The organism is Mycolicibacter icosiumassiliensis, from assembly GCF_900078685.2.
In the GTDB taxonomy this organism is placed as follows: domain Bacteria; phylum Actinomycetota; class Actinomycetes; order Mycobacteriales; family Mycobacteriaceae; genus Mycobacterium; species Mycobacterium icosiumassiliensis.
Map to the genome: position 1 here is coordinate 1,321,382 of NZ_LT546166.1, position 15,094 is coordinate 1,336,475.

Consider the following 15,094-nt stretch of genomic DNA (forward strand, 5'->3'; position numbering starts at 1 on the left):
CTGCTCGATCGCCTTCCCGGTGTGAACGTCTATGGGCCGTTGGCACCGGTCAACACGACCGGCACACTCGCGCTGGCGGCAGCCAACGCGGATTTCTCCATTGCCGAAGCCGGCGTGCGGCTCGCGCGCGCCAATCGCGCGCCTCCGCCGATCCGCCGGGCCGTCGATCCGCCGGTGGCCGAACCGGCCGGTCGTGGGCTGCGGCGGGCCCCGGCCGTCCTGGTCGGCGGTGTGGTGGCGCTGGCCCTGCTGGCGCGTCACGATGCGCGGAAGGACATCGAGACTCCGGTGACTTACCTAGTGGAAAGCCATGTCGCGGTGCAGGTTCCGACGGGTTGGTCGACGCGACGGGTGACTGACGGGCCGGGGTCGGCCCGGGTGGAGGTGGTCTCGCCCAGTGACCCGCAGCTGATGCTGCACCTGACCCAAGCGCCGGCAGTTGGCGATACCCTGGCCGCCATCGCAGAGCCGTTGCAGCGGGGCCTGCAACGCGCTGACGCCGAGACGCCCGGAGTATTCGTCGGTTTCGACCCGGCCGGCACCAGCGCGGGACGGCCCGCCGTGACGTATCAAGAGATTCGCGATGGCCATCACATCGACTGGGCGGTCTTGGTCGACCGCGCCGTGCGGATCGGCATCGGGTGTCAGAGCGGCCCGGGTGGCGAGGACACGCTGCGAGCGGTGTGCGAGCAGGCGGTGCGCTCCGCCCATGCCGTCAGCTGAGGGTGTGACGTCACTGGGAGGCGGTAGGGGATTTGCGCCACTGGCTGGGTGAAATACCGTGTGTCTGGCGAAACTGCCGGGTGAAATAGGCCGCATCCGGTAGTCCGACCCGCTGCCCGATTTCGGTGATCGACAGCCGGGTATCGGTCAGCAGGCGGCGGGCTTCACCCATGCGGCGTTGGGTGATCCACTCCACCACCGTGCGGCCGGTGCGCCGGCGCACAACGGTGGTCAGATGCCCCGCCGATACCGACACCTCACGTGCGACTTCGCGTAGCGAGAGCGGTTCGGTGAAGCGTCGATCGATGGTAGCGAACACCTCAGCCAACAGTGGTTCATCTTCTTGGCGCAGACCACCGATGGTGTCCGCGGCGAGTCGGCTCAGCTTGACCAGCAGCAGGGTAAGCAGGGCCGACACCGCTTCGCGGTCTCCGTCCTGTCGTTGCGCGAGTTCGTATTTCATCGAATCGACGACGCAGAAGAACGCCTGACGATCAGTGACTGGCAGCTCTATACGCAGCAGACCGTCTTCGTGCTCATGCAGGAACAGGCAGAGCAGGGGATGCGATCGCCAGGAGAGCCACGGCGATGTCCCGTCGTCGCCGACCGCAGTCGGGTCGAAGAACACCGCGATGCCGTCGTCGGCGCATTCCACCGCCTCTGGACCGACCGTGGCGCCCACCGCGACCACGTAAACCACCCCGGTCGCCCGGTCGCACCAGATGGCCGGGAAGTTGTGGATCTGACCATGCTGGGACAGCCTTTCCTTTCCGACCCGGGCCACCACCACCGGTGGCAGATGTGGATCGATCGGATACTCGTAAACCTTCACCCCGGCGCGCTGACGCACCAATCGGGCCGTAGGAAGCATCCGCCGACGATAGTCCAAACCTGCGAAAGAACGTCCTAACTTCACAGAAAAATGAAAGTTAGCTTTAAGGCGTGCCGAGCGAGAAGCGCTGCCATTTCTTCGGATTCGCGCCCGACCTGGAGACGGGTGCGAGCGGACCCCTGTGTTCACCTGAGAGATCTCCGTGGTAAGCCTCGCCTGTCCCGCCGCACGCCAGCTAACGCCAAACCCACCCCCGGCAGTCGCCACAACCATGAGGAGATATCCCTTGCGCGCAACAATTCGCCCCTACGCGACAGCCGGTGTCGCCATTGCTGGGGCCGGCCTGATCGCGGCGACCCCGGTGGTAGCCCCGCAGTCCGAACTCCACTCGGTGCGCGACGTGGCCCTCGCCGCTTCCAGTGCCTGGGACGAGGTGTTCAACACCGCGTCGCAGAACCTGACCCAGATGCTCAACAACTACTACCTGGCGCCGGAGATTGCGTTCCAGCAGTTCGTCGCCAACCAGATCGACTATGCCCAGCAGCTTCTCGACGACCCGACCAACCTGACCCACGTGACCGAGCAGATTCGGCACAACCTCGACGGGCTGCTGACCGGATACACGTTGTCCGGCGCCAGCCAAGAGACGCTCGAAATCGTCATGAGCCACACCCTGGCCGCCGGCGACTCCTCCACCTTCACGTTTGGCTGGTATGACCTGTTCGCGGGGCCGTTGGCGGCGATCGCCGGCGGGATGTTCCCGGCCGAGATGATCCCGATCATCCACTTCCTGTCCTCGCCGCTGAGTGGGCTGATCATGGGTTCGCTGGGCCCGTGGATCGCACCCGGTGTCGCGCTGCTCAACAGCATCACGGACGGCGACAACTTCGGCGACACGCTGGCGAATGTCTTTGGTGCGTCCCTCAATGGCGCCACCCTCAATCTGGACAGTCTGCTGCCGATGATCAACGACGTCGCCGGTGACTTCCTGCCGGCTGGTGCCTCGATTGGCCACCTCGACATCGCGTTCGGTGGGTGGCTCAGCGCCGGCCATGTCGCCATCGACCCGTATCAGGTGTTGGGTGCGGGCGGCGCGGTAGTGGCCGAGACGCCCGCGGTGGGTGGCTCGATCCTCAACAGCGTCGGGTTGACGCTCAACGGCATTCCATTGCTCGGATCGCTGGAGATCGGGAGCAATGCGATCGGCCCGTTCGCGGCGATGCAGGCCTGGGGGCAGACCATCGGCGCCCTGCTGGGCTCTGGTTGGAACGGCAAGGGCGCGGTGCCGGTGACTCCGCCGCTGGCCGGTATCGATCTGCCGCACGTCCCCGACCTCGATGACGGCGGCGCGGGTTCTGCGGCGGCTGGCGACTGGTTCGCCGACCTGCTGGGTCTGTAACCCCGCCGGGCATCGTTTCCAACGAATTCGTTTATCCCACCCGACTTTTCCACGAGAGGCATTCGCACATGAGTTACCGCAACCGGATGATCGGCACGGGCAGTGCCGTCGCGGCGTTTTTGGCCTTCGGCATGACGCCGTTGGCGCCGGCGCCGCAAGCTCAGGCCGACTTCGAAGATCTGTTCAGTTTCGATTGGCTGGCCCCGGCCGCCGACGTCGACATCCCCGGCGCGGCCGATGCTTTCGACCTGTCGGGTCTGATGGGCGACTTCAACATGGCCACGCTGTTAGACCAGCTCTTCTACACGCCGCTGCACATGCTGACCGAGTTCTGGATCAACAACCCGCTTGGCGAAATGGTTAACGGCACGATCAACACCATTTCGGGGCAGTACTTGATCGGTGACGGCTTCGACGGCACAGCCGAGAACCCCGACGGCGGCCATGGCGGCCTGTGGTTCGGTGACGGCGGTGCGGGCTGGACCAGCGACGTGGCCGGAGTGGCCGGCGGCAACGGCGGCAACGCGATCGGCTTCGGTAACGGCGGCGCCGGCGGTGACGGCGGTGCAGGTGCCAATGGCGGCAACGGCGGTATCGGTGGCGTCTGGATGGGCCACGGTGGTGACGGCGGTGCCGGCGGCGACACCACCGTGGTCTACGCCGTCAGCGGCGGCGGTGCCGTCGGCGGCAACGGTGGCGATGGCGGCGCCGCGATGGCCTGGCTGCTCGGCAACGGCGGCGCCGGTGGCGCCGGCGGCAAGGGCGCCGACGGAGCCGCCGGCCGGTTCGACGGCCCGAATGAAGGTGCCGGTGGGACCGCCGGCTTCGGCGGCAACGGCGGCAACGGCGGGGTGTCGGGCTACCTGTTCGGCAACGGCGGGGCCGGCGGCGAGGGTGGCGCGGCCGGTAACGGCGGGGCCGCCGCGGCCGGCACGGCCGAGCACGTCAACGGCGCCAGCGGTGGCAGCGCCGGCGGAGCCCACGGTGGCGACGGTGGCGCGGGTGGTGCCCGCGGCTCCAACTTCTACGGCTCCCCGCTCTACGGGGCGTCCGGGCAGCGCGGTGACGGCGGCCAGGGCGGTGCCGGCGGCGCCGGCGGCAACGGATTCAAGGACGCCAGCGGCAAATACCTCGGCAACGGCGGGGCCGGCGGCGCCGGCGGCGGTGGCGGTACCGGGTACACCGGCGGCGACGGCGGTAACAGTGGTGACGGTGGCTCCGGTATCAACGGCGGCGACGCCGGCGCGTGGGCCGGCTCCGGTGGATACGGGCTGGGCAACGGCACCGACACTGAGAACGCCGACGGCATCGGCGGGCGCGGCGCGCCGCGGGCGCGGCGGGCGCCGCGGGTGGCGCTGGTCCCGGCGGGGCAGGCGGCGCCGGTGGCGCCGGCGACCCCGTCGGCCCCAACGGCACCGACGGCAAACCGGGCAACCCCGGCTAGCAGGTACGCCGTCGACACGGTCGCCGGGTCCCTTAAGGGGCCCGGCGACCGTGTCGTTTGTTCTCGGCTACCGCAGGGCCTAGGAGTTGCCGCCCTGCTCGCCGATCAGGCCCTGGATGAGTTCGACGATGTGCTGTTGACCGGCCGCGGTTGCGTCGAATCTTCCGCGCATCTCCATGAATCCACCGTTGACCTGCTCGAAGCGGGCGTTCATGTCCTCGAAGCGGTCGTTCATGTCCGCACGGAGGGCGTTGAAGCTTGCGATCGTGGCCCGCCGGAAGTCCCGCATCTCGCCGCGGATCTCGCTCACGTCCCGATCAGCGGCGCCGGCGAGGACGCGCGCGGCGGCAGCGTCGCGCTCGCTGCCACGCACCCGGCCATCAAGGTCTCGCACCTGGGTTTCCAGTGCCGCGACGCGTGCCTCCAGGTTCCCCGGTTCCATGCCGGCAGCCTACCGATGGACCGGGTCGCTGCCGTCCGGATCACCGGCCGGCCTGTGGATAACGCGCCGAGGTCAGCTCCTCAGCCACGTTGGGCCTAGATAATCCCTCCCACCAGCATGAGCGGGGCGAGTCCCACCAGCACCGCGAGCGGTTCGCCGATAGCGTCGAGCGGGTTGCCGGCAGCCATCTGGGTTTCGAACAGGTTCCAAGCGAACTGGGGCAGCGTGGACAGCAGGGTGCTGCTCATGTCGATGGACGGCAGGCCGGTGTGGGTGAGCGACAGCTCCTGAACGCCCTCGATGTACCAGTTGGCGGCGCCAGCGAGGAAGGTCCCCAGGTAACCCGCGATGTCCGCCAGCGACCCGTTGAGATTGAACGCTGCGATCGCCGAGTTCAGCAGCGGTCCCAGCACATCTGTCATCGTCCGCGGTGAGATCAGCTGGTAGTTGGTTGGATCGATCAGGTCGCGGTAGGCGTCCTGAAAGCCTTGCAGCACACCGTTCCACAGTGCCTCGGGCACCTGATCGAGAACGCTCTGGTCGGGCAGAAATCCCATCGGGGTGGGCACGTCGGCGTATCCCGGCGACCAGCCGTGGTCGATGCTGCCGTAGCCCAGGTTCACCAGTACCGACAGGGCCGGCTGCAGTAGGTCGGCCAGCGGGTTGCCGAACACCGGCAGCAGCCGTACGGGGTCCAACAGTGGCAGGCTCGCGGACTCGATCATGTAGTAGTTGGTCAGGCTGTCGGGATCCAAGGTCGGCAGCGCGACGGCGTTGCTGATCTGCTCCGGCGTCAGCCCCAGGTAGGCAACGTGGTTGAAGAGGATGCCCAGGTACGCGTTGAGGTCGGACAGCAAATTGATCGGGTACTGCGGGCAGTCGGCGAAGCCGTCGTATTCGTAGGTGTAGACATCGGTCGGGGAGACATCCGAGGGGGCGGCGTCGGAGAACGTCAGCCCCAAGTGCGCGACGTCGAGGTTATAGCCGGACGGGATCGCGAAGCGGTCCAGCAAGCCGCCGTTGGGGTTGTTCGGGTTGCCCAGCAGCACGAAGTGCAGGTTCGCGGGATCGATGCCGTCCTGCTGCAGTCGCGCCATCAGCAGCGAGTCGATGGTGGCGCTCTGCGAGTAACCGCTCACGACGACCGGGTTGTCGGGGCTGACGCCGCCGGCCGCGATCCGCTGTTTGATCGCTTCCTCGATGATCTGCATGCCCTGGGCTGTCGAGTTGTCGAAGGTCATGCTGAACGGACCGGTGAACGGGTACAGCGACTCCGGGGTGGTGATCGGTTGCGTATGACCGGTGAAGCCGTGCGGCTGCAGGTAAAGCGTGTCGAAGGCGTCCAACCAGCCCTGGCTGGGGGTTGCGATGAAGCTGGCGCCCATGATCAGCGCGGTGCCGTCGCCGAGTGCGGATTCAGCGCCGGCCAGCAGCACCTGCGCTTGTGCTGCCGCTGGTTGCACCGGCGGAACGATCAGCGCGCCGGAGCCGATGATGGCCAGTCCAGCGGTGCGATAGGCGTGCAGAGCGTGCTGCATTTCCCCTCCTAGATGCGGTCGACGGGCCCGCGTGCAGCAGTCAGCTCAAGCAATTGCGGTCCTCGTTTCTGCATTTATGTCATCAAGGCGGTGGCCATGGAATGGGAATGTGCAGATCGACGCGTCGGCCTGGTGGCCTACGCCCGGAGGTCGCCACAGCCGATGGAACCGAAAGCCGCCGAGCGCAGTCGAACTACATATCAGCGCGACTTGATCGCGACCGCCGACGGCAGGAGACGATGTGACCACACCCGCAGGCACCACCACACTGAGCGCCGACTTCGACGTCATGCTCGCCGTCGCGGCGGCCACCGACACCCGCAACGAGGAGATCCGCGCGATGCTGCAGGCGTTCGTCGGCCAGATGCGAGCGGTGCCGCCCTCGGTGTGGTCGGGTCTGGCAGCCGCCCGCTTCCAGGACGTCCTGGACCGCTGGAACTGCGAATCCTTGAAGCTGCACCACGCGCTGGCGGGCATCGCCGAGACCATCCGCCACAACGAGCGTGCGCTGCGCGAGGTCGCGCAGGCTCACTCCCACCACATCGCCGCCGCTGGCGACGGAATCTGAGCGGGGCCGGATATGGACTCCGCACTGTCGTACAACTTCGACGAGATCGAGTACGCCGTCCGTCAGGAGATTCACTCCACGGCCGCCCGGCTCAACGGGGCACTGGAGGAGCTGCGGTCGCAGATCGCACCCTTGCAGCAGGTGTGGACCCGGGAGGCGGCCGGCGCCTACCACGCTGAGCAGCTGCGATGGCAGCATGCCGTCAATGCGCTGAACCAGATCCTGTTCGACTTGGGCAGGGCCGTGCGTGACGGCGCAGCGGACGTCGCCGACGCCGATCGTCGCGCCGCGGGAGCTTGGGGGAGGTAGGAGAGGCCGCCCCCGAACACGGTGTGGCCCCCAAGGATGGAGAGCCGACGGGGCCACACCGGCTCAAGCCGGGGTGAAGGCGTTTTGACCCGCCCGGATCACCGCCGGTAAGCTGCACCGTTGGCGTGCGGTGCCTCCTGGCACAGCGGGTCCTCGGGTCACTGTCGGTCGCCGAGAACCACCCCGCCGTACACGCCAGACCGGCACCCGGTTCGCACCGGGATCCGCAAGAACCGGGAAGACCCGGCTCGAGTAAAAGAAGAGGTAAGCGCTGTGCCCACCTATACGCCGAAGGCGGGTGACACCACACGGTCGTGGTACGTCATCGACGCCAGCGACGTGGTGCTCGGCCGGCTCGCCGTTGCGGCAGCAACCCTGCTGCGCGGCAAGCACAAGCCGACATTCACGCCGAATGTTGACGGCGGTGACTTCGTCATCATCATCAACGCCGACAAGGTCGCGATCAGCGGCGACAAACTGCAGAAGAAGATGGCGTACCGCCACTCGGGCTACCCGGGCGGGCTGCGTAAGCGCAGCATCGGTGAGCTGATGGAGACCCGTCCCGACCGCGTCGTGGAGAAGGCGATCCTCGGGATGATCCCGCACACCAAGCTGGGGCGTCAGATCCAGCGCAAGCTGCACGTCTACGCCGGGCCGGTGCATCCGCACGCCGCCCAGCAGCCGATCCCGTTCGAAATCAAGCAGGTGGCGCAATGACCGAGACGGCAATTGAAGGTACTGAGGCCCCCGAGGTCGACGAGGCCACCGAGGCCACCGAGGTCACCGTGGTTGAAGAGACCGTAGAGGTGCACGCTGAGGTTGCGCCGGCTTACGAGCCGCACGACCTGGGTCGTCCCATCCAGACCGTCGGCCGCCGCAAGGAGGCCGTGGTGCGGGTGCGCCTGGTGCCCGGCACCGGCAAGTTCAACCTGGACGGACGCACCCTGGAGGCCTACTTCCCGAACAAGGTGCACCAGCAGCTGATCAAGGCTCCGCTGGTCACCGTGGACCGGGTGGACAGCTTCGACGTCTACGCCCACCTCGACGGCGGCGGCCCCTCCGGCCAGGCCGGTGCGCTGCGGCTGGCGCTGGCCCGCGCGCTGATCATCGTCCAGCCCGAAGACCGCCCGGCGCTGAAGAAGGCCGGCTTCCTGACTCGTGACCCCCGGGCCACCGAGCGCAAGAAGTACGGTCTCAAGAAGGCCCGCAAGGCTCCGCAGTACAGCAAGCGCTGATCTGCGATTGCACTCTGGCAGCAAGTTTGGGGGTGCCTTCCGCACGCGGAAGGTGCCCCCGGCTTGTTTTTGAGGGTGCGTGTTTCCGGTCCGATACCGGCGTGTCGGGCCGGGGACACGCACGCTCGCGGCGATAAAGGATAGTTATGGGTCGACTTTTCGGCACCGACGGCGTCCGCGGGGTTGCCAACCGTGAGCTGACCGCTGAGCTGGCGGTCGCGCTGGGCGGCGCGGCGGCGCAGCGGCTCTGTCCCGGCACCGGGCGCCGGGTGGCCGTCGTCGGCCGCGACCCGCGGGCCAGTGGCGAGATGCTGGAGGCCGCGGTCGTCGCCGGGCTGACCAGTCAGGGCGTCGACGCGTTGCGCGCCGGTGTGCTGCCGACGCCGGCAGTGGCCTACCTGACCAGCGCATATGAAGCCGACTTCGGCGTGATGATCTCCGCCTCGCACAACCCGATGCCCGACAACGGCATTAAATTCTTCGGCCCGGGCGGACACAAACTCGACGACGCCACCGAGGACCAGATCGAAGACCTGGTGGCCGCCGGACCGGGCTTGCGCCCGATCGGCGCCGAGCTAGGCCGGGTGGTGGACGCCAAGGATGCGCTGGACTGCTACCTGCGGCACCTGCGCGAATCCAATCCCAGCCGGCTGGACGGCCTGACCGTGGTGGTGGACTGCGCTCACGGCGCGGCATCGGACGCGGCGCCGCGGGCCTACCGGGCCGCCGGCGCCACCGTGATCACGATCAATGCCGATCCCGACGGGCTCAACATCAACGAGGGGTGCGGCTCGACGCACCTGGAACCGTTGCGTGCCGCGGTGCTCGCCCACGGCGCCGACCTGGGCCTGGCGCACGACGGTGACGCCGACCGCTGCCTGGCGGTCGACGCGGCCGGCAACGTGATCGACGGTGACGCCATCATGGTCGTGCTGGCCCTGGCCATGCGTGACGCCGGAGAACTTGCCGATGACACGTTGGTGGCGACCGTGATGAGCAATCTCGGGCTACATTTGGCGATGCGCGAGGCCGGGGTCACCGTACACACCACCGACGTCGGCGACCGCTACGTTCTCGAGCAGCTGCGGGCCGGCGGATTCACCCTCGGTGGTGAGCAGTCCGGCCACATCGTGCTGCCCCAGGTGGCCACCACCGGTGACGGCATCATGACCGGCCTGCGGCTGATGGGCCGCATGGCGCAGACCCGCACTCCGCTGGCCGGCCTGGCTTCGGCGATGCGCACCTTGCCGCAGGTGCTGATCAATGTGGAGGTCACTGACAAGGCCGAGGCGGTGGGCCGCCCGGCAGTGCGTGACGCGGTGCAGCGTGCCACCGAAGAGCTCGGTGATACTGGACGAATCCTGTTGCGCCCGTCGGGAACCGAGCAGCTCGTTCGGGTGATGGTGGAAGCCTCCGACGAGGACACGGCGCGCCGGATCGCGGCCGACGTCGCCGACGCGGTACGCACCCGGCGCTGAGCCCCTCGGTTTAGCGAGGAACCGAGGGGAACCCGTCCAGCGCTGTCGGCGTCATACCCGTATGGGACGACAACAGCTCTACCTCGACGCCTCCGCGCTGCATTCGGTGGCGGCTCACTTCGATGCGACCGCGGCGACCATTGATACAGCTTCCCGTATCCGGTTGGGCGGGTTGACATTCGACGGCGGTACTGCCGGGCGCGAGCATGTCGGTGCTGGCGAGGCGCTGCGCCGTGGTTTGCAGGCCTGGTTGCCCGAGCTGATGCGCTGGTCGCGGGCCAACACCGAGATCGCCACGGCGCTGCGGGTCGGGCTGGTGCGCTACGGGCAGGCCGAGGCCACTGCCGCCGGGCGGGTCGGCTGACATGGCGCAGCGATACGACGTGTCCGGGCGGCTGGCCGAGGGGCGTGAGGCGGTCACGCACACTCAGGGCTACGTGTCGGCCTGCCATCGACGGGGATACCGGCATTCAGAGCTCACCGGTTACGACGGTCAGCTCGCCGACCGCTACGACAGTGAAGCCGGCCTGGACCTGCACTCGCTCGATACCGACTGTGCCGCGCTGAACGCACTGGCCGACGCCGCCGACGACGCACTGCGTACGCAACGACTGCAACTGGTTGAGTTGGACGATGCCTGGCGCGGACCGGGCGCCGACGTCGCCGCGGAATTCCTGCGCCTGCACTGCGACGCCGCCGCGCAGCTGACGGCCCGGCTGCGCGCCGCGGCCAGCGGCTGTGCTGCGCTGCGCGATGAGCTGTGGCGGTTGGTCGACGCCAAGGTCGCCGTGGTGTTGGCCGTCGACGAGCGGGTGAGCGCGCACCGGTCGTCCTGGCTGGCGGCAGCCCACGCGGTGAACTCCGGCGCCGACGATGAGCATGCCGCCGAGGTGGTGGAGACGCAGGTGATGCCCTATGTGGACAACGATGTTCGCGGCGAGTGGGTGGCAGCCCTCCGGTCAGCACAGGACGGGATTGCTGCGGCCTACGGCGCCGCGGTCGCGGCGGCCGAGCCTGGGGCGGGTGTGGTGTTCGCGATTCCGGGCGACCTTGGACCGGTGGTCCAGCCCGACTGGGCGGCCCAGCCGGCAGCGGTGACGCCGGGGCAGAATCCGACGATCCCGCCGATTCCGAACCGGCGGCGGAGGCCGCAGACTCAGCCGAGGGACCCGAGCAGGCCGAACCGTCCGAAGAGATTGCTCCGGGGCCGGCAGCGGAGGAAGCCGCGGACGCCGAAGATACCCAACAAAGCGAACAGGCCGGGCAGGCCGACGAAGCCGCCGCGACGACCGTCGATGTCCCGCCGAAGACCCCCTGTGAAGCCGCCGCCGAGCAGTTGCCGCAGGTGGGGGAGTGATCCGAGGGGCAAGCATCACGATGCGGGTTCTACCGCGTCATGATGCGGAAAGCGTACGATAGAGAACGTGAGGACAACGGTGGTGATCGACAGTGACGTCGTTGCCGAGATCGAACGACTTCGACGGCAGGGTCTGGGTATCAGCGAGGCGCTGAACCTGCTTGCTCGCCGCGGCATCGCCGCCCAGGCCGCCGCGCCCGGGTCCCGGTACCGACATCGCACCGCGCAGATCGGGCTGAAGGTCGATGTCACCAACGTGGCCGAAGTTCTCGACCTACTCGATGGCGACCGATGATCCTCGACGCGAATCTCCTGCTGTACGCCGTCGACGCCGATAGCAAACATAATCCGGCCGCCGCGGCGTGGCTGGAAGAAACGTTGAACGGCGCCAACAGGATTGGTTTGCCGTGGCAGACCATTGGCGCGTTCATGCGGATCGTCACGCACCCCAGGGTGACCGTCGACCCATTGACCGGGCCCGAAGCGTGGAGCTACGTCTCGGACTGGTTGGCGGTCCCGGTGGTCTGGATCCCGCCCGCCACGGAATCGACGGCAAAGGCGTACGCCAAGCTCTGCACGCAGGTCGATGTGACTGGCAACCTCGTACCGGATGCGCAGCTTGCCGCCCTCGCGATTGAGCACGGCGTCGAACTAGCCTCTGCCGACTCCGATTTTCAGCGATTTCCCGGCCTGCGCTGGATCAACCCGTTGGCTGCCGGCTAGGTCCTGGCGCGTCGTTCAGTCCGGGCGGGTTCCCCAGGACTGCAGAGTCGAGACGATCCTGGCTGCCGCCTCCAGCTCTGCCAGCGACAGCTCCCGGGTCGGCGTACGCCACTCGGCGACCACCGCCAGCTTGCCGTCGGCGAAGTGTTGTTTGGTCTGGCCGCGCTGGATCTTGCCGCTCGAGGTGGTCGGCAGCGATACGTGGTGCACCAGGACCACGGCGTCTGCCGCGATCCCGTGATGGGTTGCGACCGCCAGTCGAATGGCCTCGATGACCGCGTCGAGGTCGGTCTCAGCTGCCCGCGCACTGTCCACTTCGTGCACGATGACCAGCTGCTCGAGGCCGCCGGTTGGCGCGTCGGTGGCGAACGCCGCCCCGCGGCCCGACACCAGCACCGGATTGCATTGCTGCACGGTGAATTCGATGTCGTTGGGGTAGTAGTTATGCCCGTCGATGGTGATCAGGTCCTTGCACCGTCCGGTGGTGAAAATCTCACCGGCGCAGAGGAAGCCGAGGTCTCCGGTGCGCAGGAACGGGCCGCGGGTCGGGTCGCCGGGCTCGGCCAGCACCGCCCCGAACGTCGCCGCCGTCTCCTCCGGCCGGTTCCAATAACCCAGCGCGACATTGGGTCCGGCGACCCAGATCTCGCCGACCTCGTCGGGTCCGCAGGGCTGGCGGGTCACCGGATCGACGATCGCGATGTCGGCTTGCCGCGGCGCACCGCAGCCGACGAACGTCGCGGCGGCGGGGTCATCCGGTGCCACGTCGACGATCCGGTCCTGCTCCAGTGCGGCCCGGTCGAGGTAGCGCACCCCGGGCACTCCGGCGGGCGATCCGGACGCCACACACAGGGTGGCCTCGGCCAGCCCGTACACCGGATAACACGACGAGAGCTGGAAACCTGCCGGCGCGAAGGCGTCAGCGAACGCCGCCAGGGACGTGGCGCGTACTGACTCGGCTCCGTTCATGGCGACCGTCATACAGGAAAGATCCAGTGCGGCTCGCTCTTCGGGGGTGCTGGTCTCCACGCACCGGTCGTAGGCGAAGTTCGGGGCTGCGGTGATCACGCCGCGATGGGATGACACCAGTTCCAGCCAGCGCATCGGGCGCTTGATGAATGCCGTCGGTGACATCAGCGCCGTGCTGGCCCCGATGTAGATCATGGACAGGATGCCGCCGATCAGGCCCAGGTCGTGGTGCGGTGGCAGCCAGAAGACGCCCTTGGCGTTCTCGTCGCCGTTCCACGACTGACGGATGGCATCGCAGTTGTGCAGGATGTTGCCGTGGCTCAGCAGCACACCCTTGGGGGAGCGGGTCGATCCGGAGGTGTATTGGATGGCAGCGGGGGAGTCGATGTTGAGGTCGGGCGCTACCCAGGTGTCGGGGTCGGCGCCGGCGTCGGTGAAGAACCAGTGCTCGGGTTCCCCGGGTATCCCGGCGACCGCGGCCCGGGTGTCCTCGCTCTTTTCGGCGGCGGTGAGCGCGAACCTCGCGGCAGCGTCGGGGACGACGACCTGCAGCCGCGGTGCCAGTTTCTGGTGGACCGGCACCGCCACGGCGCCCGCGTAGAGGCAGCCGAAGAACCCGGCGATGAAGTCCAGGCCCGGCCGCACCAGCACCAGCACCCGCTCGCCGGTGATGTCGTGGCGCTGCAGGTTCGCCGCGATGGCGCGTGCGCGACGGTCCAGCTCACTGAATGTCAGCTCGCTGCGGCCTTCGTCGTCACCGTTGTAGGAGAAGCTGAACGCGACCTTGTCGTCGAACCGTTCCGCTTGGCGTTGCAGCAGCTCAAACAGGGTTTGAGCGATGGGCGTTGTCACGGTAGGCGTGAAGTCCATGACCCCCATCTTGGCGTGCGGGGTGTCGTGGACCACACCCGGCCCACGTTCGGCCCCCGCGCGCCGAATCAGGACGGCAGCAGGGCGCGCAGCTCCTCGACGTAGCGGAGCGCTTCCTCCGGCCCGGTGGCCAGTGGACCGACCAGCAGCGTTGTCACGCCGGCTTCGGCGTAGGCGGCGAGGCGTTCGGCCACCAGGCCCGGTGGCCCGACCAACGAGGTGTTGCGCACCAGCTCGTCGGGCACGGCAGCGATCGCCTCGGCCTTGCGTCCCGACAGGTACAGCTCCTGAATGTGATCGGCGACATCGCCGAAGCCGTAGCGGGTGGCCAGATTGTGGTAGAAATTGCGACCCTTGGCGCCCATTCCACCGATGTACAGCGCCAGCTGCGGCTTCACCCAAGCCAGCCGGTCCTCGACGTCGTCGCCGATGGCCAGCGACGCCCCCACGATGACATCCAGCCGGCCTAACGCCGGATCACGTTTGGCCGCACCGGCTTTCAGGGAATCACCCCACACGTCGTCGGCTCGTTCCGGGTAGAAGAACACCGGCTGCCAACCGTCGGCGATCTCGGCGGTCAGTTCGACGTTCTTGGGTCCCAACGCAGCGATCGAGATCGGAATCCGCATCCGCACTGGGTGATTGATCAACTGCAATGACTTGCCCAGCCCGGTTCCGCGCTCTGCCGGCAGGGGCAGTTGGTAGTGCTTTCCGTTGTAGCTGAGTCGTTCGCGGCGCCACACCGCCCGGCAGATCTCCACCACCTCGCGGGTACGGCCCAGAGGGGCGTCGAAAGGCACGCCGTGGAAGCCCTCGATCACCTGCGGCCCGGACGTGCCGAGGCCCAGGGCGAACCGGCCGTCGGACACGTAGTCCAGGCCGGCGGCCGTCATCGCCAGCAGGGCGGGCGTTCGGGTGTAGATCGGCAGGACCCCGGTGAGGAGCTCGACTCGCGAAGTCTTGGCCGCCAGGTAGCCCAGCTGGCTGATGGCGTCGAACGAGTAGGCCTCGGCGACTGAGACCACGTCAATCCCGATTCGCTCTAGCTCGACGACCCGCTCTACCGCTTCCTTGAACCCGCCCGCGTAGGCCAGCTGTACACCCATCCGCACTAGTCAGACATACCACGACACCCAAGGCAGTGCACCAAATCGGCAACAAGTGGACCGATCGGTATCAGGAATTTCTCATAATCGACCTGGGAAGT

16 protein-coding genes and 1 pseudogene are annotated in these 15,094 nt (G+C 67.8%); 12 read left to right on the forward strand and 5 right to left on the reverse strand.

All coding sequences use genetic code 11. The features are described from left to right. Positions 1-723, forward strand: a 723-nt coding sequence (locus tag BN4346_RS30130) for a type VII secretion-associated protein (RefSeq protein ID WP_235653566.1), incomplete at its 5' end; no start/stop codon positions are given. 10 nt (positions 724-733) lie between these two features. Here BN4346_RS30130 and BN4346_RS30135 read toward each other — a convergent pair. Continuing rightward, positions 734-1,594 (reverse strand): helix-turn-helix transcriptional regulator, encoded by an 861-nt coding sequence (locus BN4346_RS30135; RefSeq protein WP_067970039.1) that lies wholly within the window; start codon positions 1,592-1,594, stop codon positions 734-736. 247 nt (positions 1,595-1,841) lie between these two features. On the opposite strand from BN4346_RS30135, the gene gjpA reads away from it, so the two are divergent. Next, complete coding sequence (gjpA, locus tag BN4346_RS30140; RefSeq protein ID WP_067970043.1) at positions 1,842-2,954, forward strand: outer membrane porin GjpA; 1,113 nt, start codon at positions 1,842-1,844, stop codon at positions 2,952-2,954. 356 nt (positions 2,955-3,310) lie between these two features. Further along, positions 3,311-3,499 (forward strand): annotated as a pseudogene (locus BN4346_RS49680) (PGRS repeat-containing protein); the annotation flags it as partial. 978 nt (positions 3,500-4,477) lie between these two features. On the opposite strand, the gene BN4346_RS49685 reads toward BN4346_RS49680, so the two are convergent. Both BN4346_RS49685 and BN4346_RS30160 read right to left on the reverse strand, forming a co-directional pair. After that, positions 4,478-4,840, reverse strand: a complete 363-nt coding sequence (locus BN4346_RS49685; protein WP_078058507.1) for a hypothetical protein — start codon at positions 4,838-4,840, stop codon at positions 4,478-4,480. A 95-nt stretch (positions 4,841-4,935) separates the two neighbouring features. Beyond that, positions 4,936-6,378 (reverse strand): PE-PPE domain-containing protein, encoded by a 1,443-nt coding sequence (locus BN4346_RS30160; protein WP_067970050.1) that lies wholly within the window; start codon positions 6,376-6,378, stop codon positions 4,936-4,938. 241 nt (positions 6,379-6,619) lie between these two features. Between BN4346_RS30160 and BN4346_RS30165 the strand changes: the two genes are divergently transcribed. From BN4346_RS30165 to BN4346_RS30205, 9 genes are all read left to right on the forward strand, one after another. After that, entirely contained in the window at positions 6,620-6,946 is a 327-nt protein-coding gene (locus BN4346_RS30165; RefSeq protein ID WP_067970053.1) for a WXG100 family type VII secretion target, read from the forward strand. 12 nt (positions 6,947-6,958) lie between these two features. Next, the gene (locus tag BN4346_RS30170; protein WP_067970055.1) at positions 6,959-7,255 is read left to right on the forward strand and encodes a WXG100 family type VII secretion target; all 297 of its coding nucleotides are present in this window, start codon (positions 6,959-6,961) and stop codon (positions 7,253-7,255) included. A gap of 273 nt (positions 7,256-7,528) precedes the next feature. Then, positions 7,529-7,972, forward strand: a complete 444-nt coding sequence (rplM, locus tag BN4346_RS30175; RefSeq protein WP_067970058.1) for a 50S ribosomal protein L13 — start codon at positions 7,529-7,531, stop codon at positions 7,970-7,972. Next, a complete protein-coding gene (gene rpsI, locus BN4346_RS30180) occupies positions 7,969-8,490 on the forward strand; it encodes a 30S ribosomal protein S9 (RefSeq protein ID WP_067970062.1) in 522 nt (173 codons plus the stop codon). The genes rplM and rpsI overlap by 4 nt, the downstream gene beginning before the upstream one ends. Before the next feature lie 146 nt (positions 8,491-8,636). Continuing rightward, positions 8,637-9,968, forward strand: a complete 1,332-nt coding sequence (gene glmM, locus BN4346_RS30185) for a phosphoglucosamine mutase (protein ID WP_067970065.1) — start codon at positions 8,637-8,639, stop codon at positions 9,966-9,968. 61 nt (positions 9,969-10,029) lie between these two features. After that, a complete protein-coding gene (locus BN4346_RS30190; protein WP_067970068.1) occupies positions 10,030-10,332 on the forward strand; it encodes a type VII secretion target in 303 nt (100 codons plus the stop codon). A gap of 1 nt (position 10,333) precedes the next feature. After that, the gene (locus BN4346_RS30195) at positions 10,334-11,368 is read left to right on the forward strand and encodes a hypothetical protein (RefSeq protein ID WP_096867481.1); all 1,035 of its coding nucleotides are present in this window, start codon (positions 10,334-10,336) and stop codon (positions 11,366-11,368) included. A 24-nt stretch (positions 11,369-11,392) separates the two neighbouring features. Beyond that, on the forward strand, positions 11,393-11,620 hold the full coding sequence (locus BN4346_RS30200; protein ID WP_067970071.1) for a CopG family transcriptional regulator: 228 nt from the start codon (positions 11,393-11,395) through the stop codon (positions 11,618-11,620). Beyond that, positions 11,617-12,048: a type II toxin-antitoxin system VapC family toxin gene (locus BN4346_RS30205; protein WP_067970074.1), complete on the forward strand. Its 432-nt coding sequence runs from the start codon at positions 11,617-11,619 to the stop codon at positions 12,046-12,048. The genes BN4346_RS30200 and BN4346_RS30205 overlap by 4 nt, the downstream gene beginning before the upstream one ends. A 15-nt stretch (positions 12,049-12,063) precedes the next feature. On the opposite strand, the gene BN4346_RS30210 is transcribed toward BN4346_RS30205, so the two are convergent. Together BN4346_RS30210 and BN4346_RS30215 are read right to left on the reverse strand one after the other, a co-directional pair. After that, on the reverse strand, positions 12,064-13,887 hold the full coding sequence (locus tag BN4346_RS30210; protein ID WP_067970143.1) for a fatty acyl-AMP ligase: 1,824 nt from the start codon (positions 13,885-13,887) through the stop codon (positions 12,064-12,066). Positions 13,888-13,955: 68 nt separating this feature from the next. After that, complete coding sequence (locus BN4346_RS30215; protein ID WP_067970076.1) at positions 13,956-14,999, reverse strand: LLM class F420-dependent oxidoreductase; 1,044 nt, start codon at positions 14,997-14,999, stop codon at positions 13,956-13,958. Between the last annotated feature and the right edge of the window lie 95 nt (positions 15,000-15,094).

Coding starts and splice junctions, on each gene's coding strand:
- BN4346_RS30135 (WP_067970039.1), bottom strand. CDS start 1,594: ATGCTTCCTACGGCCCGATTGGTGCGTCAGCGCGCCGGGGTGAAGGTT.
- BN4346_RS49685 (WP_078058507.1), bottom strand. CDS start 4,840: ATGGAACCGGGGAACCTGGAGGCACGCGTCGCGGCACTGGAAACCCAG.
- BN4346_RS30160 (WP_067970050.1), bottom strand. CDS start 6,378: ATGCAGCACGCTCTGCACGCCTATCGCACCGCTGGACTGGCCATCATC.
- BN4346_RS30170 (WP_067970055.1), top strand. CDS start 6,959: ATGGACTCCGCACTGTCGTACAACTTCGACGAGATCGAGTACGCCGTC.
- rpsI (WP_067970062.1), top strand. CDS start 7,969: ATGACCGAGACGGCAATTGAAGGTACTGAGGCCCCCGAGGTCGACGAG.
- glmM (WP_067970065.1), top strand. CDS start 8,637: ATGGGTCGACTTTTCGGCACCGACGGCGTCCGCGGGGTTGCCAACCGT.
- BN4346_RS30190 (WP_067970068.1), top strand. CDS start 10,030: ATGGGACGACAACAGCTCTACCTCGACGCCTCCGCGCTGCATTCGGTG.
- BN4346_RS30195 (WP_096867481.1), top strand. CDS start 10,334: ATGGCGCAGCGATACGACGTGTCCGGGCGGCTGGCCGAGGGGCGTGAG.
- BN4346_RS30205 (WP_067970074.1), top strand. CDS start 11,617: ATGATCCTCGACGCGAATCTCCTGCTGTACGCCGTCGACGCCGATAGC.
- BN4346_RS30210 (WP_067970143.1), bottom strand. CDS start 13,887: ATGGACTTCACGCCTACCGTGACAACGCCCATCGCTCAAACCCTGTTT.